The sequence below is a fragment of the Ferruginibacter profundus genome (genome assembly GCF_054783275.1).
In genome coordinates this window covers 380,544-400,239 of sequence record NZ_BAAGQW010000002.1, presented here as the reverse complement: position 1 = coordinate 400,239, position 19,696 = coordinate 380,544, and the positions used below count along the sequence as shown (strand labels likewise).

General features: G+C 38.7%; 23 protein-coding genes. 11 read left to right on the top strand and 12 right to left on the bottom strand.

The annotated features are described in order from the left end of the window. The first annotated feature begins 1 nt into the window (after position 1). The 3 genes from ACYVM0_RS11895 to ACYVM0_RS11885 all read left to right on the top strand — a co-directional run bounded on the left by ACYVM0_RS11895 (position 2) and on the right by ACYVM0_RS11885 (position 4,526). Entirely contained in the window at positions 2 to 823 is an 822-nt protein-coding gene (locus ACYVM0_RS11895; protein WP_460557293.1) for an anti-sigma factor, read from the top strand. A 190-nt stretch (positions 824 to 1,013) separates the two neighbouring features. Then, positions 1,014 to 1,574, top strand: coding sequence for a fasciclin domain-containing protein (locus tag ACYVM0_RS11890; protein WP_430990552.1), 561 nt, complete (start codon positions 1,014 to 1,016; stop codon positions 1,572 to 1,574). Positions 1,575 to 1,685: 111 nt separating this feature from the next. Further along, positions 1,686 to 4,526, top strand: a complete 2,841-nt coding sequence (locus ACYVM0_RS11885; protein ID WP_460557290.1) for a hypothetical protein — start codon at positions 1,686 to 1,688, stop codon at positions 4,524 to 4,526. A gap of 56 nt (positions 4,527 to 4,582) precedes the next feature. Here ACYVM0_RS11885 and ytxJ read toward each other — a convergent pair whose 3' ends face one another. Continuing rightward, positions 4,583 to 4,918: a thioredoxin family protein gene (gene ytxJ / locus ACYVM0_RS11880; RefSeq protein ID WP_460557288.1), complete on the bottom strand. Its 336-nt coding sequence runs from the start codon at positions 4,916 to 4,918 to the stop codon at positions 4,583 to 4,585. Between the two features lie 305 nt (positions 4,919 to 5,223). Here ytxJ and ACYVM0_RS11875 point away from each other — a divergent pair, with 305 nt between their 5' ends. The 3 genes from ACYVM0_RS11875 to ACYVM0_RS11865 all read left to right on the top strand — a co-directional run bounded on the left by ACYVM0_RS11875 (position 5,224) and on the right by ACYVM0_RS11865 (position 8,423). Further along, positions 5,224 to 5,994: an exonuclease domain-containing protein gene (locus tag ACYVM0_RS11875; RefSeq protein WP_460557286.1), complete on the top strand. Its 771-nt coding sequence runs from the start codon at positions 5,224 to 5,226 to the stop codon at positions 5,992 to 5,994. Positions 5,995 to 6,068: 74 nt separating this feature from the next. Continuing rightward, on the top strand, positions 6,069 to 6,863 hold the full coding sequence (locus ACYVM0_RS11870) for a polyprenol monophosphomannose synthase (protein ID WP_460557284.1): 795 nt from the start codon (positions 6,069 to 6,071) through the stop codon (positions 6,861 to 6,863). A gap of 138 nt (positions 6,864 to 7,001) precedes the next feature. After that, a complete protein-coding gene (locus tag ACYVM0_RS11865) occupies positions 7,002 to 8,423 on the top strand; it encodes a carboxypeptidase-like regulatory domain-containing protein (protein ID WP_460557282.1) in 1,422 nt (473 codons plus the stop codon). A gap of 81 nt (positions 8,424 to 8,504) precedes the next feature. Here ACYVM0_RS11865 and xerD read toward each other — a convergent pair whose 3' ends face one another. Beyond that, positions 8,505 to 9,401: a site-specific tyrosine recombinase gene (xerD, locus tag ACYVM0_RS11860; RefSeq protein ID WP_460557280.1), complete on the bottom strand. Its 897-nt coding sequence runs from the start codon at positions 9,399 to 9,401 to the stop codon at positions 8,505 to 8,507. Between the two features lie 208 nt (positions 9,402 to 9,609). Here xerD and ACYVM0_RS11855 point away from each other — a divergent pair, with 208 nt between their 5' ends. Further along, complete coding sequence (locus tag ACYVM0_RS11855; RefSeq protein WP_460557278.1) at positions 9,610 to 10,059, top strand: YkgJ family cysteine cluster protein; 450 nt, start codon at positions 9,610 to 9,612, stop codon at positions 10,057 to 10,059. 104 nt (positions 10,060 to 10,163) lie between these two features. Here ACYVM0_RS11855 and ACYVM0_RS11850 read toward each other — a convergent pair whose 3' ends face one another. Then, positions 10,164 to 10,520 (bottom strand): YraN family protein, encoded by a 357-nt coding sequence (locus ACYVM0_RS11850; protein ID WP_460557276.1) that lies wholly within the window; start codon positions 10,518 to 10,520, stop codon positions 10,164 to 10,166. Positions 10,521 to 10,683: 163 nt separating this feature from the next. Between ACYVM0_RS11850 and ACYVM0_RS11845 the strand changes: the two genes are divergently transcribed. Beyond that, on the top strand, positions 10,684 to 11,241 hold the full coding sequence (locus tag ACYVM0_RS11845) for a DUF6580 family putative transport protein (RefSeq protein ID WP_460557274.1): 558 nt from the start codon (positions 10,684 to 10,686) through the stop codon (positions 11,239 to 11,241). Positions 11,242 to 11,333: 92 nt separating this feature from the next. On the opposite strand, the gene rnhA is transcribed toward ACYVM0_RS11845, so the two are convergent. From rnhA to ACYVM0_RS11820, 5 genes are all read right to left on the bottom strand, one after another. Then, positions 11,334 to 11,801: a ribonuclease H family protein gene (gene rnhA / locus ACYVM0_RS11840; protein ID WP_460557272.1), complete on the bottom strand. Its 468-nt coding sequence runs from the start codon at positions 11,799 to 11,801 to the stop codon at positions 11,334 to 11,336. 126 nt (positions 11,802 to 11,927) lie between these two features. Next, positions 11,928 to 12,176: a DUF6952 family protein gene (locus ACYVM0_RS11835; RefSeq protein ID WP_460557270.1), complete on the bottom strand. Its 249-nt coding sequence runs from the start codon at positions 12,174 to 12,176 to the stop codon at positions 11,928 to 11,930. Next, the gene (locus ACYVM0_RS11830; protein ID WP_460557268.1) at positions 12,157 to 12,468 is read right to left on the bottom strand and encodes a thioredoxin family protein; all 312 of its coding nucleotides are present in this window, start codon (positions 12,466 to 12,468) and stop codon (positions 12,157 to 12,159) included. The genes ACYVM0_RS11835 and ACYVM0_RS11830 overlap by 20 nt, the downstream gene beginning before the upstream one ends. A gap of 11 nt (positions 12,469 to 12,479) precedes the next feature. Next, positions 12,480 to 13,112 (bottom strand): peroxiredoxin, encoded by a 633-nt coding sequence (locus tag ACYVM0_RS11825; protein WP_460557266.1) that lies wholly within the window; start codon positions 13,110 to 13,112, stop codon positions 12,480 to 12,482. A 247-nt stretch (positions 13,113 to 13,359) separates the two neighbouring features. Further along, positions 13,360 to 14,646 carry a serine hydrolase domain-containing protein gene (locus ACYVM0_RS11820; protein ID WP_460557264.1) on the bottom strand — a complete coding sequence of 429 codons (1,287 nt, stop codon included), beginning with the start codon at positions 14,644 to 14,646 and terminating at the stop codon, positions 13,360 to 13,362. Between the two features lie 194 nt (positions 14,647 to 14,840). On the opposite strand from ACYVM0_RS11820, the gene ACYVM0_RS11815 reads away from it, so the two are divergent. Then, positions 14,841 to 15,266 carry a hypothetical protein gene (locus ACYVM0_RS11815; protein ID WP_460557262.1) on the top strand — a complete coding sequence of 142 codons (426 nt, stop codon included), beginning with the start codon at positions 14,841 to 14,843 and terminating at the stop codon, positions 15,264 to 15,266. Between the two features lie 30 nt (positions 15,267 to 15,296). Here the strand turns inward: ACYVM0_RS11815 and ACYVM0_RS11810 are convergent, their stop codons facing one another. The 3 genes from ACYVM0_RS11810 to ACYVM0_RS11800 form a co-directional block, all read right to left on the bottom strand. Then, positions 15,297 to 15,818 carry a hypothetical protein gene (locus ACYVM0_RS11810; protein ID WP_460557260.1) on the bottom strand — a complete coding sequence of 174 codons (522 nt, stop codon included), beginning with the start codon at positions 15,816 to 15,818 and terminating at the stop codon, positions 15,297 to 15,299. 89 nt (positions 15,819 to 15,907) lie between these two features. Continuing rightward, a complete protein-coding gene (locus ACYVM0_RS11805) occupies positions 15,908 to 16,549 on the bottom strand; it encodes a hypothetical protein (protein ID WP_460557258.1) in 642 nt (213 codons plus the stop codon). Between the two features lie 137 nt (positions 16,550 to 16,686). Next, positions 16,687 to 17,187, bottom strand: a complete 501-nt coding sequence (locus ACYVM0_RS11800; RefSeq protein ID WP_460557256.1) for a hypothetical protein — start codon at positions 17,185 to 17,187, stop codon at positions 16,687 to 16,689. A gap of 150 nt (positions 17,188 to 17,337) precedes the next feature. Between ACYVM0_RS11800 and ACYVM0_RS11795 the strand changes: the two genes are divergently transcribed. Continuing rightward, positions 17,338 to 17,781: an RpiB/LacA/LacB family sugar-phosphate isomerase gene (locus tag ACYVM0_RS11795; RefSeq protein ID WP_460557254.1), complete on the top strand. Its 444-nt coding sequence runs from the start codon at positions 17,338 to 17,340 to the stop codon at positions 17,779 to 17,781. Between the two features lie 26 nt (positions 17,782 to 17,807). Here ACYVM0_RS11795 and ACYVM0_RS11790 read toward each other — a convergent pair whose 3' ends face one another. Further along, a complete protein-coding gene (locus ACYVM0_RS11790) occupies positions 17,808 to 18,530 on the bottom strand; it encodes a hypothetical protein (protein WP_460557252.1) in 723 nt (240 codons plus the stop codon). Positions 18,531 to 18,796: 266 nt separating this feature from the next. On the opposite strand from ACYVM0_RS11790, the gene ACYVM0_RS11785 reads away from it, so the two are divergent. Continuing rightward, positions 18,797 to 19,522 (top strand): hypothetical protein, encoded by a 726-nt coding sequence (locus ACYVM0_RS11785; RefSeq protein ID WP_460557250.1) that lies wholly within the window; start codon positions 18,797 to 18,799, stop codon positions 19,520 to 19,522. The last annotated feature ends 174 nt before the right edge of the window (positions 19,523 to 19,696 follow it).

The window sequence follows — 19,696 nt, the reverse complement described above, 5'->3', positions numbered from 1 at the left end:
ATTGGAACTACAAGATATCATATCATCCGGTTTACTTGAGCTTTATGCTGCGGGCCTGGCTTCTCCAAAAGAAATGGAGCAGGTAGAGAACTGGGTAAAACAATATCCTGAAGTTGCTGCAGAGCTCACTGCTATTCAATCGGGTATTGAAAGTTATGCGCAGGCAAACGCCATTTCGCCGGCAGGCAATGTTAAAGAAAAGATATTTGCAGCTATAAATGACGTACCACAGATCAACACTGTTGCCAATACAGTTGCTGGTTCTGATACAGCTAAAGTGGTGCGTATCGGCAGTGGCTGGAAGTGGGCTGCGGCTGCATCATTTGCATTATTGATAGGCAGCGCTGCCATGAATATGATGTATTATAATAAGTATGATACAGCAAGTAAAAAATATGATGCTGCAACCAAAGACCTTCAGGAAACACAGCAACAACTTGCAGAAGTATTACAACATGAAAATGAAATTAAAGGTGAAATTGATTGGGTGAAAAATCCCAATAGCATGCCTGTATCATTAAAAGAAACCGGCTCAGCACCCGGTGCTAATGCCAAAATTTTCTGGATGAAGAATACCACCGAGGTTATGGTGGATGCCAGCAATTTACCTGACCCTCCTCCGGGTATGCAATATCAATTCTGGGGTATTGTTGATAGTAAACCGGTTGATGGCGGATTGATCATTACTAATGATAAGGGCAAAAAATTCCGCATGCAAAAAATGAAATCATTTGGCAGGGCAGAAGCTTTCGCTATCTCTCTTGAAAAAGAAGGCGGCAACCCCACACCCACTAAAGTGGTGAGCCTGGGCAAAATTATCTGATGCCATTCCTCTCATAAAATTCCTTCCTGACATTCTTTTTCTTTAGTTTTTCAAAACTGTTTCATGGTATACAGGTTATCCATGTATTATGCTTCCACAGAAAAATTATTTTAGAAAAATTCAATCCAAAGTTTTTCATCTGCCGTAAATGTTTCTACAATAAATAATTAAAAAACTTAAAAACACATTTATGAAACAGATTAAGAAATTTCTTTTTGGTGCAATAGCAATTTTGTTTGTTAATGCATCTTTTGCTCAAATGGAAAAGACAGTTATGGTTGGTGGTGCTGCCATGTATCCATCAAAAAACATTGTAGAAAATGCAGTGAACAGTAAAGACCATACTACTTTAGTTGCTGCTGTAAAAGCTGCCGGTTTGGTAAGCACTTTACAAAGCGCCGGCCCGTTTACCGTATTCGCACCTACTAACAAGGCATTTGACGGATTGCCTGCAGGTACTGTAGATAATTTATTAAAGCCAGAAAGCAAAGCAGCTTTAACCGGTGTTTTAACTTATCATGTGGTGGCAGGTAAATACACTTCAATGGACCTGGCTAAATTAATTAAAGCAGGCAATGGTACGGCTACTTTAAAAACTGTTGCCGGTGGCAATTTAATGGTAATGATGAAAGGAAAGAAAATTGCTGTTAAAGATGAAAGCGGTAATGTAGCTTATGTTACTATTAAAGATGTTAATCAAAGCAATGGTGTGATACACGTGGTAGATCATGTGTTGCTGCCAAAAATGTAATTACTATACTAAGGGTAAACACAAAGGCTCTGTTCTGTAAAAGAACGGGGCCTTATTTTTTACGGTTTGCAAAGAGTAGTACCAGATAGTTTATTTTAGTATTTTTAAACCATGATAACCATAAAACATATTGCTGCTGTACTGTCGGTTTTTTTACTAGCCTTACCAGGCAAGGCCCAGAATTTTGGAGGGAATGCGCCATCAATAAAATGGAGGCAGATCAATACACCCAAGGCAAGGGTGATCTTTCCAATTGGGTTAGATAGCCAGGCCAACCGCATTGCTAATGAAGTAATGCTTATGGATAGCGCTACTTCAAAAACAATCGGGGGCCACCAGCGCAAATGGAATATTGTTTTACAAAATCAAACTACGGTACCCAATGCCTATGTGCGTATGGCACCAATAATGAGCGAATTGTACATGATGCCGGGGCAGGATAATTTCAGCACGGGAAGTATCCGGTGGGATGATAACCTGATCACCCACGAAAGCAGGCACATGCAGCAATTCAGCAACTTTAATAAAGGCTTTACCAAATTGTTTTCATTTTTTTTAGGGCAGGAAGGGCAACTGCTGGCAAACGGTATTTTTTTACCGGATTATTTTTTTGAAGGTGATGCGGTATGGCAGGAAACACTGGTGAGTGCGCAGGGCAGGGGGAGAATGCCCTCTTTTCTGAATGAATTTAAAGCGATATGGCTGGCCAATAAAAAATATCCCTGGATGAAATACCGCAGCGGGTCTTTAAAAGATCTTGTGCCCGATCATTATCCGATCGGTTATATACTGGTGGCATATGGCTATGAAAAATATGGTGAAGATTTTTGGAATAAAGTAACTGAAGATGCGGTAAGGTTTAAATGCCTTTTTAATAAAGCAATTGCAAAGCACTCCGGTATATCCTTTACGCAATTCAGGAATAATGCTATTGAGTATTTTCAAAAGAAAACGCTGTCTTTTGATGCAGGCAAAGAATTTGCAATCAATAATTACATAACAGGAATACAAAAGAATAATGTTGTAGATTATTTATTCCCCCATTTCATAAGTGACGATAGCATCCTGGTAACAAAAAAATCTTACAAGGAAATACCTGCATTTTATATACTGGTAAAGGGCAAGGAAGAAAAATTAAAGGTTAAAAATTATACGATCGATGATTATTATTCCTACAACAACGGAAAAATTGTTTATGCTTCTTTCCAGTCTGACCCAAGGTGGGGCAACCGGGATTACAGTGTGATCCAGTTGCTGGACATAAGATCTAAACAACAAAAACAACTGACCTTTAAATCAAAATATTTTTCTCCGGATATCAATGCTGACGGTAGTGAGATACTTGCTGTACATGTAAAAACAAATGGCACCAATAACCTGGATCGTTTAGATGCTGCAACAGGTAAAGTGATTGCGGAAGTTCCTAATCCCAATAATTATTTCTTTACACAAACAAAATATATCAATGGCAATACTGCCGTGTCGGCGGTGCGTAATCCTGCAGGAAAAATGGCGTTGATAAAAGTTGATCTTACCAGTGGTAAAACAGCAAATATCACCCCGTTTTCATTTAATGTTTTAGGTTATCCGTTTGTAAAAGGGGATACTGTTTATTTTACAATGATGGCTAAGAATACAGACAATACTTTTGCTGTTACATTACCGGATAATAAAATTTTCAGCCTGGCTGTTAATCTTGCGGGTGCTTACCATCCCGTGGTAAATTCAAAAAATGAGTTATTGTTTTCTTCTTTTACTGCTGCCGGCAACCGGTTGTCTCAAATAAATCTCAGTGCATTATCATGGCAGGCTTTTTCTGAAGAAGCAGTGACCAAAGTTCCGGATGTTTATGCGGCAGCGGCATTGCAAAAAAACGGTGCCGGTGCATTGTATGCTTTGGGAGAAAAGAAAAACGTTGTAACAAAATACCGGAAATCATTCGGGTTATTTAATTTTCACAGCTGGCGCCCGGTAGTTAATGATCCTGAATATGGCTATATGGTGTACAACGATAATGTGCTCAGTAATTTCAGCAATAATATCAGTTACACTTATAACTATAATGATAAAAGCCATACGGTTGGTATTAATACGGTGTTTGCCGGATGGTTACCACAGTTAAGCATAGGCGCAGAAGAAAGTTTTAACCGTACCATTGATACTGCTTTAGGTAAATCGGTACAATTTAATTCCGCTACATTTAAAGCAGGCTTTGCTATTCCGTTAAATTTTATTGGCGGACGTACCAATAAATTTTTAAATTTTGGCGCAGGGTATAATGTAGAGCAATACTATTACCGTGGTGTAACCAAAAATGTTTTTGATAATAAAGCGATTGATTATGCCAACGCATTTTTTTCTTTCAGTAATGTAAGCCGACAGGCAAGGCAGCATATTAACCCACGTTGGGCGCAGGCCATTTCATTAAGCTACAGGGATGCGTTTACGTATAAAGACAGTCATAAGTTTGTGGGTAGTGCAGCATTGTATCTGCCCGGCTTTAGTGTTAATCATAGCATCGTTCTTAACGGGGCTTATCAAAAAAGAGATACATTATCTGATCTGTTCAGCAATACGTTCTCTTATGCAAGAGGGTATGAAGCACTGAGCACAAGGCGCATGTATAAACTGGCTGTAAATTATCATTTCCCGGTATGCTATCCCGATTGGGGTATTGGCGGGATAGTTTATTTTCAGCGCATAAGAGCCAATGTATTTTACGATTATAATAATGCACAGGCAAGATTGTATTACTCCAACGGTACTAATTTTCTTTCCGAAATAAAAAACCGAAGCACAGGAGGCGAATTATATTTTGATACCAAAGTATGGAATTCTTTACCTGTGAGTATTGGCGTACGCTATGCTCATTTACTGGATACCGATTTGATAAATCCTGGTGTAAAAAACAAATGGGAGATCATTTTACCTATCGGGTTAATTCCCAATTAAAAAACCGGTTGCAGGGCAACCGGAATAATTTTTTAAGCAATCTGTGTACAGGGATATTATGCAGCGCTTAACTGCTCCAGAATTTCTTCCATTTGAATACCGCTATGGCTTTCGTCGTAAATGCACTCGCCGTTTTTAATGAGGAGTACCTGTGGCGATTCGTGGTATACACCAAACTCTTCTGCAATTGCGGAAGATAGCTGACGGTGCTTTACCAGGTCCAGGTAATAAAAATCAACAGAATCCGGAAGCGTGGCTCTTTCTAAACGGTTTTTAGCCATGCTGCTGATAGCGCAACGTGTGCTGTGTTTAAAAATCAATTGTGCTTTTTGTTTGCTTAATTCTTTTAAGCTGCTCAATTGCTGTTCATCATTCAGGTCTATCCAGTTCATACGATCAGCTATGAATTAATGAATGATACCTTCCGTACCCGGGCATCCGGTTTTACGGCTGCTTGCGCAACTATTAAATACAACTGCCATCAGGGTTAGCAGTGCAAAAGCAAAAAATAATCTTTTCATTGTCTAGATTTTCGGGTTAAAAACTTTAATCTTGCAAAGTTTACATTCATGCAAAGATAAATTACCAACGGTAAACGGCGAAATATAGTAAATTATTACCTTGCGCCTTCAAATACTGTGAAAACTACAGTAATTTTGGCTTATTTTTCAATAAAATATGAACTTAACCCCCAATCATGTTACAACTCACACGCCCTATTGCATTTTTTGACCTGGAAACTACCGGGGTAAGCCTATCTACCGACCGGATTGTAGAAATTGCCGTAATTAAATTATTACCCGATGGAAGCCGGCAGGTTAAAAGAAAACTATTGAATCCTCAAATGCCCATACCAAAAGCCTCCAGCGATATACATGGTATTACTGATGACATGGTGAAAGATGCGCCCACTTTTAAACAGGTGGCCAACGAAATAAAAATGTTTATTGATGGTTGCGACCTTGGCGGCTATAACAGCAACCGTTTTGATATCCCTATCCTTATGGAGGAGTTTTTAAGAGTAGGGCTTGATGTTGACCTGAGTAAGAGAAAAATGGTGGATGTACAGCACATTTTTTACACGATGGAGCCACGTACGTTATCAGCAGCCTATAAATTCTTTTGTGCAAAAGAACTGGTAGATGCCCATAGTGCCGAAGCTGATGTAAATGCAACCATTGATGTATTTTTAGCTCAATTGGAAAAATACCAGAACCTGGGTAATACGGTAGAATCTGTTTTAGGAGTAATCGGCGAAGAGAAAATTGTGGATTATGCACGCCGCTTCGGGTATGATGATAAGGGTGTGGAAATCTTTAATTTTGGTAAGTTTAAAGGCCGGGCCGTTAGCGAGGTGTTAAAGGCTGAGCCTCAGTATTATGACTGGATGATGAGGGGAGATTTTCCGCTGCATACCAAACAAAAACTCACTGAAATATTCAACAAGACCCTGTTAAAAAACAACTAATTATCCCCGTTGCCCAATATCTGTATAATCCATTGCTGAAATTTTAGTAAATTTGGTCCTGTTAAAAGCATGATTTGGAAAAACTAGTTATCATACCTACTTATAATGAAAAGGAAAATATCCAAAATATTATTGGTGCAGTAATTGGTTTGGGTAAACAATTTCATGTGTTGATCATAGATGATAACTCTCCTGATGGCACCGCCAACATTGTAAAATCTTTATTTGCAAAATATCCCGGGCAATTATTTTTAGAACAACGCCAGGGCAAGCAGGGTTTAGGTACAGCCTATATTTTTGGGTTTAAATGGGCCATTGAAAAAGGCTATCGTTTTATTTTTGAAATGGATGCCGATTTTTCACATAACCCTAAAGACCTGGAGCGTTTGTATGAAGCATGCAAGCAAGGGGCAGGGCTTGCCATTGGGTCAAGATATGTAAAGGGAGGTGCTGTGGAGAACTGGCCCGCCAACCGCATATTCTTATCTAAAGGGGCCTCTGTATATACAAGGCTGATCACCTGGATGCCGGTTAAAGATCCTACTGCCGGTTTTGTATGTTATAAAAGAGAAGTTTTGGAAGCCATTAATTTAGATGCGATCTCTTTTGTGGGATATGCCTTCCAGATTGAAATGAAATTTGCTACCTGGAAATTAGGCTTTAAAATAACTGAAGTGCCCATCACTTTTATCGACAGGGAATTGGGAGCCAGTAAGATGAATAAAGGTATTGTGAAGGAAGGCATATTGGGCGTACTGCAACTTCGCTGGCAGAGCCTCTTTAAAAATTACCGTAAGAAAGTTACTAACACCGATTACAATAACACGGTATCTTTCCAGCAGCATGAAGTAATGCTGGAAAGAAAGTAATTCAAAAGCATCGGGGTCCTTTTAGCTGCCTGCCGCACATCACTCCGACTATAATAATAAAAGCAACTTTCCATTTCTTTTTTCTTCCCATTTATGTAATTATTAAAATTGTTGCATCCGTATAACAAACCAACTGTTATGCAGCAAATTCAGCTCTCTATTCCTGAGCCATGCCACGAAGACTGGCAAAATATGAATCCCACAGAACAAGGCCGTTTTTGTAATGCCTGCGCTAAGCAGGTAGTAGACTTTAGTACCATGAGTGACAGGGAAGTGTTGAATTACTTCTCCACCATAAAAAACGAAAAAGTTTGCGGAAGGGCTTACCCTGACCAGTTGGAAAGAGCCATCACTATGCCTAAAGACCCAAAGAAAAGATTGTTCTGGCATTGGAATTATATTACGATGTTGTTTTTGTTTTTTAGTAAAACGAATACAGCAAAAGCGCAACTTGGAAAGGTAGCATTCTCCTCTTCAAAAGCAGATAGTATTAAACAGGCTGAAATAAAAAAAGCATTGAGTGGTGAAGCCGGATGTGGTATTGCAAGCAATAGTAACAACGTTATAAAGGGGAAAATTACAGACGAGAGCGGAGCTGCAATTGCCGGCGCAAGTGTAGTTGTAAAAGGCGCAAAAACGGGTACAAGTACAGACCAGGGAGGCTTTTATAAAATAATCATCAATCCCGGTGATAAGATCATCCAGGTAAGTGCTATTGGCTTTGAAACAAAAGAAATAGCGTTGGCGAACATACATACATCTGATATTATTCTTACTAAAATGGAAAGCAGCTTAACGGGAGAGGTTGTTATTGTTGGCGGCATGATCAGTACCGATGAATATTATATACCTGCTGACAAGCCAAAACATATTGCCATACTTGAAGTAACCGATAATGCCACAATGCAACCGGTTAATAAGGCAACTCTCATCATTAAAAAAAGAGGGATTGATAAGGCCGATGTAGAATTCACTGATAAAAAAGGAACTTATAAATTAAAAAAGATCAGGGAAAATGATTCCTACAATGTAACGATTACAGCAGAGGGATATCTTACACAAGAGCTGGAAATAAAAGGGTATGATTTTGATGAAAGAAAAGTGATCAGGCAAATATTTTTAGAAAAAGCTCCTTTGCCGGAAGATTTTAAAAAAATGGATGCTGTAATTATTAATTCCTATGAAAGCTCAAAACGTATTTGCAGAATGGGAGGGGTGAGTTCAGTCAGCACAGCTAGTATACAAAAAACTAATCTCTTCAGGGATACACTTATATCTGTAGCAACAAAAATAACCGGTGCTTTAAAAATAGCTCCTAACCCGGTTCAAAAAGGTAATACTATTAAGCTTACGCTAAAATTAAAAGAGACAGGTGTATACAATATTCAAATCACTGATGCTGCCGGAAGAATTGTTGTGCAAAAGCAATCCACCGCTACAGCAAAACAGTATATAGAGGAAGTGCCGACAAACAGCAGCTGGGGAAGTGGTGTTTATTATGTGAGTATTTACGGCAGCAATCAAAAAATGATCAGTACCAGCAATTTTATTATTCAGTAGTTTGGTTGTGTTTTATGCCGGTCATGATGTTTACCTAACAGAGTAATTCAAAAAGGAACATCGGACCGGTTTTTTAGGCGTCTACTTGAACGCCGGATGAAACTGCTCCAGTGTATTCCTTAAATACTCCCTGTCTAAATGAGTATAAATTTCAGTGGTGGTAATACTTTCATGCCCAAGCATTTCCTGCACGGCACGTAAGTCGGCGCCGCCCTCCACCAGGTGCGTGGCAAAACTATGACGGAAGGTATGGGGCGAAATACTCTTGGTAATGCCTGCTTTTTTAGCCAGCTCTTTTAAAATTAAAAATACCATCACCCGGGAAAGTTTGCTACCCCTGCGGTTTAAAAATAAAATATCTTCCTGTTCTTTTTTAATAGGGATGTGCACCCTGATATTTTCCCTGTAAATTTTAATGTATTTGATGGCATCGCTGCCGATGGGTACCAGTCTTTCTTTATCGCCTTTACCGATCACCCTTATAAAACCAACATCTAAATACAGGCAACTGATCTTTAAATTCACCAATTCACTTACCCGCAAACCACAGCTGTATAATGTTTCCAGCATGGCTTTATTACGGCCACCTTCGGGTTTGCTTAAATCGATCTCTGCAATAATTTTTTCTATCTCTTCAAAGCTTAAGGTATCCGGTAAGCTACGCTTTAATTTGGGCGCCTCCAATAAAACTGTAGGATCAATGGTGGTAATTTGCTCCAGCAAACAATACTTGTAAAAGCTGCGCAGGCCCGAAATGATCCTTGCCTGCGATGAGGCGGTCATACCCAGCTCTGCCACCCATTTTACAAACAGTTCTAATTCCTTCAGGGTTACTTTATCAGGCGATTTGATGTCGGTTTGCAGGAGGAAAGTGGTGAGCATATCAATATCATGGAGGTAGGCTTCCACCGAATTATCTGCCAGCGATTTTTCCAGCTGCAGCCAGGCTTTATATCCTTTTTTATAGGCGTCCCACATGTAATTTCCCTAACTCCGCCAGCTGGCGGAGAACTGTTGTTTTAAAATTGATATTGTATAATATTTTTTCACGCTTTCAAAAATGTTTATTTAAAACAATTATACACTATTTTCGCTGCTTAAATTTAATAAGCACCATTTAAAATTTATTATGCAGCCAGTAAATCTCCGTTCCTTTAAGAAGCAAGTGAATCTTAATAAGAGAAGGATGAAAACTTTTCTTACTAAAACTGAAAATAATCCGCCCCGTGGATTAGACAAAATGACCGCTGCCTTAGAGCCTGAAGTATGGAAAGAAATAGATTGCCTTACCTGCGCAAACTGCTGCAAGACGATGACGCCTACTTATACCACAGCTGATATCAAAAGAATTTCGGCGCACTTTAATCAAACGCCCCAGGAGTTTAAAGATAAATGGCTGATCTATGAAAAGAAAGACAAGGATTGGCAAAACAAAAAGCAACCCTGCCAGTTTCTGAACCTGAAAGATAATAAGTGTTCTATCTATGAAATAAGGCCATTGGATTGTTCCGGCTTTCCGCATTTACCCCGTAAAAAAATGGTGGATTACATGCACGTACACAAACAAAATATTGAATACTGCCCCGCCACTTATAAGCTGGTAGAAAAGATGATGGAAGCAGCAGGGAAAGCGTGATTCTTTAGTTGCGGGTTACGGGTTATTTGATTGTTTGCGAAGAATTGAACTCTTATTAACAAACCTACAATCAAATAACCCGTAACAAAAACAACTCGTAACCCTCACAAAAACACATCTTCAATAAAAAAATACTCCGGCGGTTGGTTTTTTAAAATAGTGATGGAGATAATGTCGAACTGAATTCTTTTCCATTGCGGAAACCGGTATAAATATTCTTCTGAAGCATTGATTAAATTCCGGATCTTCTTTTTTGAAACGGCTTCTTCCGGATGACCAAATTTTTTGGTACGCCTGGTTTTTACTTCTATGAAATGCAATACATTTTCTTTTGCTGCAATTACGTCTACTTCCCAATGGCTGTGCCGCCAGTTCTGGTGCAGTATTATAAATCCCTTTTCTATAAGATAATGCACAGCCATTGTTTCGCCGGTGCTGCCTGTAATATTATGATCTGCCATAGCTTGTTTGGTTTACCAACCAAAACAAGTCTTGAATGCCGCCATAAAGGTTGGCAACCCTGTAATAAAACCCAGGTGAAGTAATTAACAGCCTGAGGATAATTGGGCCTGTAAAATGATGGAGGGAAAAAATTATTACCTATTTTTGTGCAAAGTTTGAACAATGCAGAAACAAAACAAGACCTCAATCATAATTGCCATATTACTGGTAGTGGCGGCGGCTATTTCAAGGGTATTGCTATATCCTCATTATAATTTTAGCCCAATGGTGGGTATGGCATTGTTTGCCGGTGCCATTTTTTCAGATAAAAGACTGGCTTTTGCGTTGCCCATTTTTTCTATGTTATTGTCTGATATAATGTTTGAATTATTTACACCTGCACAGGGTTTTTGGGGTTGGGGACAATTGGTAGGGTATGGCATTTTTGCCCTGATCACGCTATTAGCCTTCACACTTAAAAAAGTGACTGTAGTAAATGTTATCGGTTATTCTCTTGGATCTTCAGTGTTGTTTTTTGTATTATCTAATTTGTCCTTCTTTTTTATCGACAACCCAATCTATCATACTTACAGCCAGGATTTCAGTGGCTTTGTAAACTGTTATATTGCTGCCTTACCTTTTTTTAAGACCAGTTTGATTGCCGACCTGGTATATAGTGGCATTTTGTTTGGTACTTATTACGCCATTCAAAATGTGGCGGTTAAAAAAGCAATTGCTTAAGTATAAATATATTTTAAAAAAGCCATCCTGGTAAAGGGTGGCTTTTTTAGTTGTAGTGTTGTAAGATGCTGTTTTGCATTGATACCACCGGGTCAGGCATCTTTATTTTCTTCATACCATTCATCCACAGCTAAATCTTTTCCATCTGCAGCAGCAGTAGCCAATTCATCGCAACGGTTGTTGAAAGGATTGGTAGCATGCCCTTTTACCCAATGCATGGTAATTTTAAAACGCCTTGATACCGTGTAATACTGTTTCCACAGGTCACTGTTTTTTTTGCCTCCTTTAAAATTGGTTTTTATCCAGGTGTTCAGCCAGCCTTCGCTTATAGCCCTTACCACATACTGGCTATCGGAATAAATATGTATAGGATGTTCTGTTTTGGTTAAGGCTTCCAATGCAGTGATCACCGCTAATAATTCCATACGGTTATTGGTGGTAAGCCGGTATCCTTTTGATAATTCTTTACGGTGATTGCCAAACATTAAAATAACACCGTAGCCACCCGGGCCGGGGTTGCCTCTTGCCGCACCGTCGGTATAAATTTTTATCGTGTTCAATAGTATTATTTATTTCGCCGCTAAGTTAGCGGTATGGGCAATGGAGAAAAAATAATTTTGTAATAAAACAAAAAGAGTGTTCCGCCTTTTTTGCAGAACACTCTTTAAAGAATTACCGGTTACCGTTTACCTGTCGATAGCGCCCAATACTTTTTTCATAAAATTATTAGCGGCATCTTTTTCAGGCATACCATCAGCTATCATCTGGTGTACTTCCAAAGCACCACACATATTGGAGATCAATTCGCCAATCACATCTATCTCTTCACTTTTTAATGAAGCGGCTTCCGACGTATTTTCCAATACTTTAATGGCCGTCTCTATTTCTGCTGCAGAAGATGTTCTTTGTATCTGCCTAATTACGGGTAGCTTCATCAATTAAAGTTTTTAGTTGTTCTTCTTTATTGGTTTGAACCTGGTTTAATAAAACGCCATTTTTAAAACTTGCAAAAGTGGGCAGGTTATTTACGCTGGCCAGCTTACGGGATGCCGGAAATTTTTCTGCATCCACCATTACAAAAGTGGCATTGGGTTGTTCGCCTGCCAGTCTTTTAAATTTAGGTTTCATTAACCGGCAATTGCCACACCAGCCTGCAGAGTATTGTACCAATACAGTTTCGTGTTGTGCAATTAACTGGTCTAAATTATCTTCTGCTAATTCTATCATTTCCGTTTTTATTAGTTGTTTGAAAAATATTCAGCCACACCTTCAGTGGTAGCTTTCATGGCTTCTTTACCTTCTTCCCAGTTGGCAGGGCAAACCTCACCAAATTTTTCCACGTGCAATTGTGCATCTATCAAACGGATGTACTCGTCGATATTTCTTCCTAAAGGAAAATCGTTTACAGATTCGTGGCGTACAACACCGGTTTTATCAATAATGAAAGTACCACGGTAGGCGATAGGCGCCCCGGAAAAAGACCAGGTACGGGTGTCAGTATTAAAAGCATATTCTCCGCCCAGTACACCATAATTTAATGAAATTGTTTTAGCAGTATCTGCAATTACTGGGAAAGTTACCCCTTGTATACCGCCATTATCTTTTGGTGTATTTAACCATGCAAGATGGGTTTCTTCTGTATCTGTTGAACAGCCGATGACTACAGTATCCCTTTTTTCAAACTCCGCCAGTTTTTCCTGGAAAGCATGAATTTCGGTAGGACATACAAATGTGAAATCTTTAGGATAGAAGAAAAGTACCACATTTTTTTTACCGATGTACTGCTGCAAACTGAAATTTTCTACAATCTCTTCGCCATTGATTACTGCACCTGCTGAAAATTGTGGTGCCTGTTTACCTACTAGTGCCATATATTTTGTTTTAGTTTTTTACACAATGTTTTCCTGTGTATATCATTGTAATATGACAGGTATTTCCAAAATAGCGGCAATAGTTTCTGAAAAAAAGATGAGAATCCTTAAGGGATTTCATTTCAGGGCTGCAAAGAAAATGTATCTGCGTTAAAGAGGCAAAATAATTTTCCTATTACATTTCGATAAACAAAGCTACAGCCATAAAGTTTAATGGCACAAAAAATAAGTAATACGGCATTATAATTTATTGCAGGCTGCTGTATACGATGTTTTCAAATTTAGCTGCAAGGTCTCCATGGCTGTTGGGGCTTTGCTGCGTCATAATAAGGCAGATCAAATGCGCTTTAGGGTCGGCCCAGTAGGTAGTGCCATAATAGCCGCCCCAGGCAAAACTGCCTTCATTTCGGGGTAGCCTGGCAGCTGCTTTAGCGGAAGTAATTTCAAAGCCGAGGCCAAAATTATTGCCATTGCCATTAATGGTAAAATCGAGCTGGCCACTGGTCATTAATTGTACGGTACGTGGCGATAATACCTGGTGGCCATTGTATTTACCACCGTTCAGTAACATCTGTAAAAAAACAGCATAATCAAAAGCGGTGGATGAAAGCCCTGCACCACCGGAAAAATAATGTTTGTTCATCAGCGGGTAATCCGGATCAATATGCCTGAATTCGTGCGACCATTTGATAACGTGATGTTCATTGTCTTCAGTATAAACACCAGCCATGCGGTTAGCTTTTGTTGCAGGCACATTAAAATAAGTATCCTTCATGTTTAATGGCTCAAAAATATTTTTTTGTAAAAATTCATCTAATGTTTTTCCGCTGATCACTTCAATAAGGCAGCCCAACAGGTCGGTATTTAAACCGTATAAAAATTTTTCTCCCGGTTGGTTTTTCAGCGGCAATTTTGCCAGCACATTCATTTTTTCTAAAAGATCGGCATCAAAATAACCCAGGCCGGATGGTACGCCGGCTTTGGCGTAAATAGCCTGCATATCTGCAGAGCCAATAGCAGCATAATCAATACCTGATGTATGGGTAAGTAAATCCCTGAAAGTAATATCTCTTTTTGCAGGCACGGTAGTATAACTGCTGTCTGCCTTATTAAACTTATCCAGCACTACAGGATTTTTAAAAGCAGGAATAAAATCTGCAATCGGTTCATCCAGCAATAATTTACCCTGTTCAAATAAAATTAAAATACCTGCACTGGTAATAGCTTTTGTCTGGCTCATTATTCTGAAGATAGTATTGTTTGCCATTGGTTTTTTAGCCGCTGCATCAGCAAGGCCATAACCTTTGTATTGCAGCAGCTGGTTATCTTTTATCACTATTGTAACGGCGCCGGTAAGCCAGTTTTTACTGATATAGCTGTTTACCAGGTCGTCAATACGTGACAACCGTTCCATGCTTACTGAAGCATTGGGTTTTCCGCTGGTTTGTATTTGCTGTGCATACGCTGTTGTTGTAATAAACAGCAAAAAACATGTTGCCGAAAATAATGTGTTACGTAAAAGATATTTTTTCATGATTGCTGCAAATTGTATTAAAAAGACAATGTAATTTATTGTAAAAATTCTGACATTTAACCAGGTAAAATGATATTGTAATAAAACAATGCCGGAATTTTGTAACCAGGAGATGCCGGTATTACGATACCTGTAAAAAACAGGCAGAATAAGAATTGTGCCTGAAGGATAAAATAGTTGTAATTTACTGCGCTATGATTGTAGAAATACTTACAGTAACTGCGATGGCAACTTTTGAAGTGTATGCAGCACTGGTTGCGGCTCATGCCTTTGGTATGGACCCGTGGATAATTCTGGGATGTACTTTAACAGGAGGTATTGCCGGCGTTTTTATTGCAGCTTTTTTAGGAGAACGTATTGAAAAATTCATCAGTAAAAAAATACGAAAGGATAAAACCCCTAAACCTAAAACAGGATTGATCTATAAAATATGGCATAAATATGGCCTGTATGGTTTAGGTACTATCGGTACTTTCTTTTTAGGAGCACCTGCTGCTATTGCTGTTGGTACCGGTTTTAATGCCGATTTAAAAAAACTGGTTCGTATATGTTTAATAACCGTAGTAGTACGTTGCTTTGCCTTTACTTTTTTCAGTGATTATATAAAAGGCCTGTTTTAGTGTCACTGTTTTTTAACGAGGTAGAAAAAATTACCGGAATGTAATGGAGTTGAGGATTTTTTGTGCAGGTTCGGTATTACTTGTATTGCTGGCCAACGCAGTATAAGTTGCCGTATACATCCGGCCTTTGGAAAAACCAAACCATTGAATGACCCTTAATGGCAAACCACTGTTTTTTGCATTACAGGTGTAAATGAGTTCGCAGGCATCGCCATCGTTCCAGTTAAAATACCGTTCCGTTAATTTAGTAAAATTGTCAACGGATTTATTGAGATTATCAAGCACAGCAGGAATGGCCTGCTTTATTTTTACTGTAGTGCCATAGGCAGGATTCTTTATCATGTTCACATTTACATTTTCATAAAAACTGTCTGTTGCATTTTCGGCCGGCGAAGTAAAAAATACCCTTTTTGTTTCATTTATTCTTTTGGTCCAGGTGGCAGGATATTTTGCGGTAAAAGCGCAGGCGGTATCATTAAAAACTTTCCATTCCTGCGCCAGTAAAGAACAAGGCAGCAGCAGCAACAATAAACAGTAGTGGATTTTTTTCATGCCATTAGTTTTAAGTAAATAAGCGGTTATAAACTTAAGCTATTTCCTTGAATAAATTACAACACTGAACTGGCAGAGATTTATCCGGATCAGTTTTGTGTTGTAGCATAAATACTTGCGGTATTTCCTGTGATCGATTTTATTTTGCCCGGTTTATCCCTGTCGTCAAAAATGGAAAAATAGTCAATAGTAATGGGGCCGATGTTTTTTATTTTGCCCGTCTTTCCATTGCTGTCGAATGTTGTAAAGTAGTCGATGCTGATATTGTCAATAGATTTTATTTTACCCGTTTTCGTATTGTCGTCAAAGCTGGAGTAGTAATCGATCTTATTAGAACCGATTGATTTCAGCTTCCCGGTCTTTTCCCTGTCGTCAAACCGGGTATAATAATCCAGGATCATGGTGCCAATTGATTTTATTTTTCCGGCCTTTTCACTGTCATCAAACCTTGTGTAATAGTCTATGATTGTTGCCCCGATGTTTTTTGTTTTGCCTGCCTTTCCGGCATCGTCAAAACGGTTATAGTAATCTATATTTCCACCGGTTGTTGTATTGAAGTTGCTGATTTCGCCATTGGCATTTATTTCAACTATAACATCACCAATATATAATGTTGCAGATTTAATAGTTAGTGCATCAGCAGGTATCCTGAAATCGGCCTTTGCAATAGGTTGCGCATTACACAGCAGGCCAATGTTTATCAATAGACAAAGAAGTAGTGTTGTTTTCATAAGTATTTTATTTTAAAAGTAAAAAAAATATGTATGCCCGGGCAGGGTAAACAAAAGTTTAACAATTTGTAAAAGTTAATAGTTGTAAACTGCTGCAGCATTGTAAAACAGGCGAATAAAATAAAGCTGTATTCAAACTAAAAAAGTATCTGCCGGCGCCACAATTTATCTTCCGCGAAAAATTGCCTTGCAGTAGTAAAATAAAATTCCGGTTTAAAAGGGTATTTGACATTATCCTCTTTATAGATGAGCAAATGATCTTGAAAATAGTATTTCCCCTCTGCAATTATTGTTTTTTTTGTGCTGTCATATTTTCCCCTGCTTGTATGCAGGTAGATCAACGAATCGTTATAAAAATAATAGGCGTCAATATCTTCAGTTGTTATGTATACTTCTCTTACGGCCTTAAGTAACCTCTTGCCTGAACTGTCGGTGTAATACCAATCGGCTCCATTACCAATAGTTTTTTTTCTATGCCCTTTTTTATGAAAACTATAATCTGTGATACCTCCGCTGATACAGTTGGTATTGATCGATTTTACAATGCTGTCAATTTGTGTTACAGTAAAACTGGCAGACTGTGCCATTGTGAATGAAGAATAAGTGAACAACGCAATTACTAATAGAAATCTGGTCATAAAAACAGGATGTTTTACCTGGGATGATAAAGTTGGAATTATTGCACAAAATAACGATTGCCATACAATTACTTTGCCGGAAAGCAGTACTGTAAAATGTATTAAATTTACAATAGCTTTTATTTTTCAGCAATCATAAAACATCTTCAAATGAAAATAGGTATCTGTTCAGATCATGGCGGTTTTGCATTAAAAGCAATATTGCTTCCTTTCCTGGAACAAATGGGGCACGAGATAAAGGATTATGGCGCTTTTATACCTGATGATAAAGATGATTATCCTGATTTTGTAGTGCCGTTGGCAAAAGCCGTTGCAGCCAATGAAGTGGCCCGTGGCATTGCGATATGCGGCAGCGGGGTAGGGGCATCCATTGCCGCCAATAAAGTAGCGGGTGTAAGGGCAGCATTGATACAGGATCATTTTTCAGCACACCAGGGTGTGGAAGATGATAATATGAATATGATCTGCCTTGGCGGAAGGGTTACAGGTTTTGCCAGCGCACAGGAATTAATAGTTGCATTTTTACAAGCTGAATTTACTAATGCCGAAAGGCATTTACGCAGATTACAAAAAGTGGCGCAGCTGGAAAAATAATAAAGGCAATTATGGATCAATATTTTTTATTCATGTGCAGTTTGTTTGGTAACACAGGTAAAATAGATCTTCCCGGTTAAGTACGAACTGTCAAAATTTTCTCCGAAACTAAGATGGTAATAAGGCAGAGTGGTTAAGGTTATATATCCTGTTAGTTTTTGGCCCGGCTTGAAATCCGGTTTTTTATCCAGTACCAGGTATTGGTATTTACAAGGTACTAATACTTCGTCTGAGCCGGCACTGTCTGTAAGATGCAGTTTATAAGGTTTTACATCATCGGTATATTCAAAATAATAAGCCCAAAAACGGTCTTTGTAAATTTTTACGGTAAATCCCAGCCCTCCAAAAAAACCAACACCTGTACTTATGATCAAGGTGTCTTTTTCCATACCGGCATTACATAACATGGGTAAACTGCCATGCCGGGTAAAATCATTACTATCAGGTATATTGTTGGTATACGATTGCATATATACCCTGCTTCTGTTGTTATTAAAACTGTTGAACTGCCCGTACCTGCCAGTAAGTTGTAATGAATCTTTTCGCCGGAGGCTATCCATTTGTGACTGAAAGCTTGCCTGAAGACTGTCCATTTGTTCTTCTTCCTTTGTATACCTCATATAATCGTTTAAACCGGGAATGGAACCGGTTTCATATTTTTCGTAATACTGATTGGTGTCGGTTTTTTTATTATCGCAGGAAATCAGCAATGCAAAAAATAAAATGTAAAAAAAGGAGCTGTACTTCATATTACGTATCGCTTATTTAAACCGGGAATAACAGTAAAATAATTGCCACTGCACCATCATTCCATTCTGAAAGAAATACCATGTAGATTATTGTTTGTGTTTAAAGTTAAATTAATTGGACGGAAACATCGTTAACTACTGATTTTTTGTTTTGCCGTATACTCAACAATAATTGCATTTCATTCATGTAAATGCACAACCGGTTACAGCATTGCTATTACAGCTATAGCCGGGTTTTTAATTTAGCGGTACAAACATGTAAAGTTATGATTCGCCACTGCCTGGTCATTTTATTAACGCTGCTTTTTACAAACACCTCAGCGCAAACAGTTAAAATTACTGATACTGATCTGATAGTTACATTCAATACGCTGCCTGCATTGTGCCAATCGGCAGAAGATGCCTGGCTGGTTTGTTATCCAAAAAATAAAACCACACCCAGCAAATTATATCAACAGCAGTTGCAACAGCAATTCAACCAACTGTGGGTCGCATCCAGTCACAAAAGCAGGTTGCTCTCAATGATTGCGGATAAATACAGCGAAGAATCCTCACGTTATGATTTTAGTAAAGTAAAAATTGAAAAGGACGCTGCACTTGAAGCTGCGCTTACAAAAATGAATGCGGCTTTTTTTTCTGAAAAAGATAATTACCTGGGCCTTGTTAATGCAGCAAGTGATTCTGCCTACCAGCAATTGCACGGGCAGGCGTTGGCCGCACAACTACTAAGTATTTACCGGCAGCAATTACCGGTATGGATAGCGGGTACAAAAGAACAGTTCATTGCCATCAATAACCTTATCATATCAAAAGGGTATGCAAAAGTGCTGGCCGATAATAATACATCGCACCCTTATTTTATTCAGTTACTGGAATTAAAAGGCCTGATGCTGGACAGGTTGTTGATGTTCAGCCGGATGGTGGAGGGGGCAAACCAGTTGGTAGCGTCGTTAATTGATAATTGTAAGAAAGATCCGGGTTCGTGTAAGTAAAAGTAATTAATCGATTCAATGGGTGGGTCACCCCAAGAGGGTGGCTCACCCATTGAATCAAGGAAAAGGGGTAACTTTTATCTTGTTGCCATTTACTATTTCAGGATGAAAGCAAATACTACGGGTACTCTGCAATATTTTTATTTTCTATAAATAATTGCCCAGGCATTCAAT

What these genes read in the sequence shown, in the direction of transcription:
- ACYVM0_RS11890 (WP_430990552.1), top strand. Translation starts at nt 1,014, where the DNA reads ATGAAACAGATTAAGAAATTTCTTTTTGGTGCAATAGCAATTTTGTTT.
- ACYVM0_RS11885 (WP_460557290.1), top strand. Translation starts at nt 1,686, where the DNA reads ATGATAACCATAAAACATATTGCTGCTGTACTGTCGGTTTTTTTACTA.
- ytxJ (WP_460557288.1), bottom strand. Translation starts at nt 4,918, where the DNA reads ATGAACTGGATAGACCTGAATGATGAACAGCAATTGAGCAGCTTAAAA.
- ACYVM0_RS11875 (WP_460557286.1), top strand. Translation starts at nt 5,224, where the DNA reads ATGTTACAACTCACACGCCCTATTGCATTTTTTGACCTGGAAACTACC.
- ACYVM0_RS11865 (WP_460557282.1), top strand. Translation starts at nt 7,002, where the DNA reads ATGCAGCAAATTCAGCTCTCTATTCCTGAGCCATGCCACGAAGACTGG.
- xerD (WP_460557280.1), bottom strand. Translation starts at nt 9,401, where the DNA reads ATGTGGGACGCCTATAAAAAAGGATATAAAGCCTGGCTGCAGCTGGAA.
- ACYVM0_RS11855 (WP_460557278.1), top strand. Translation starts at nt 9,610, where the DNA reads ATGAAAACTTTTCTTACTAAAACTGAAAATAATCCGCCCCGTGGATTA.
- ACYVM0_RS11850 (WP_460557276.1), bottom strand. Translation starts at nt 10,520, where the DNA reads ATGGCAGATCATAATATTACAGGCAGCACCGGCGAAACAATGGCTGTG.
- ACYVM0_RS11845 (WP_460557274.1), top strand. Translation starts at nt 10,684, where the DNA reads ATGCAGAAACAAAACAAGACCTCAATCATAATTGCCATATTACTGGTA.
- ACYVM0_RS11835 (WP_460557270.1), bottom strand. Translation starts at nt 12,176, where the DNA reads ATGAAGCTACCCGTAATTAGGCAGATACAAAGAACATCTTCTGCAGCA.
- ACYVM0_RS11830 (WP_460557268.1), bottom strand. Translation starts at nt 12,468, where the DNA reads ATGATAGAATTAGCAGAAGATAATTTAGACCAGTTAATTGCACAACAC.
- ACYVM0_RS11825 (WP_460557266.1), bottom strand. Translation starts at nt 13,112, where the DNA reads ATGGCACTAGTAGGTAAACAGGCACCACAATTTTCAGCAGGTGCAGTA.
- ACYVM0_RS11820 (WP_460557264.1), bottom strand. Translation starts at nt 14,646, where the DNA reads ATGAAAAAATATCTTTTACGTAACACATTATTTTCGGCAACATGTTTT.
- ACYVM0_RS11815 (WP_460557262.1), top strand. Translation starts at nt 14,841, where the DNA reads ATGATTGTAGAAATACTTACAGTAACTGCGATGGCAACTTTTGAAGTG.
- ACYVM0_RS11810 (WP_460557260.1), bottom strand. Translation starts at nt 15,818, where the DNA reads ATGAAAAAAATCCACTACTGTTTATTGTTGCTGCTGCTGCCTTGTTCT.
- ACYVM0_RS11805 (WP_460557258.1), bottom strand. Translation starts at nt 16,549, where the DNA reads ATGAAAACAACACTACTTCTTTGTCTATTGATAAACATTGGCCTGCTG.
- ACYVM0_RS11800 (WP_460557256.1), bottom strand. Translation starts at nt 17,187, where the DNA reads ATGACCAGATTTCTATTAGTAATTGCGTTGTTCACTTATTCTTCATTC.
- ACYVM0_RS11795 (WP_460557254.1), top strand. Translation starts at nt 17,338, where the DNA reads ATGAAAATAGGTATCTGTTCAGATCATGGCGGTTTTGCATTAAAAGCA.
- ACYVM0_RS11790 (WP_460557252.1), bottom strand. Translation starts at nt 18,530, where the DNA reads ATGAAGTACAGCTCCTTTTTTTACATTTTATTTTTTGCATTGCTGATT.
- ACYVM0_RS11785 (WP_460557250.1), top strand. Translation starts at nt 18,797, where the DNA reads ATGATTCGCCACTGCCTGGTCATTTTATTAACGCTGCTTTTTACAAAC.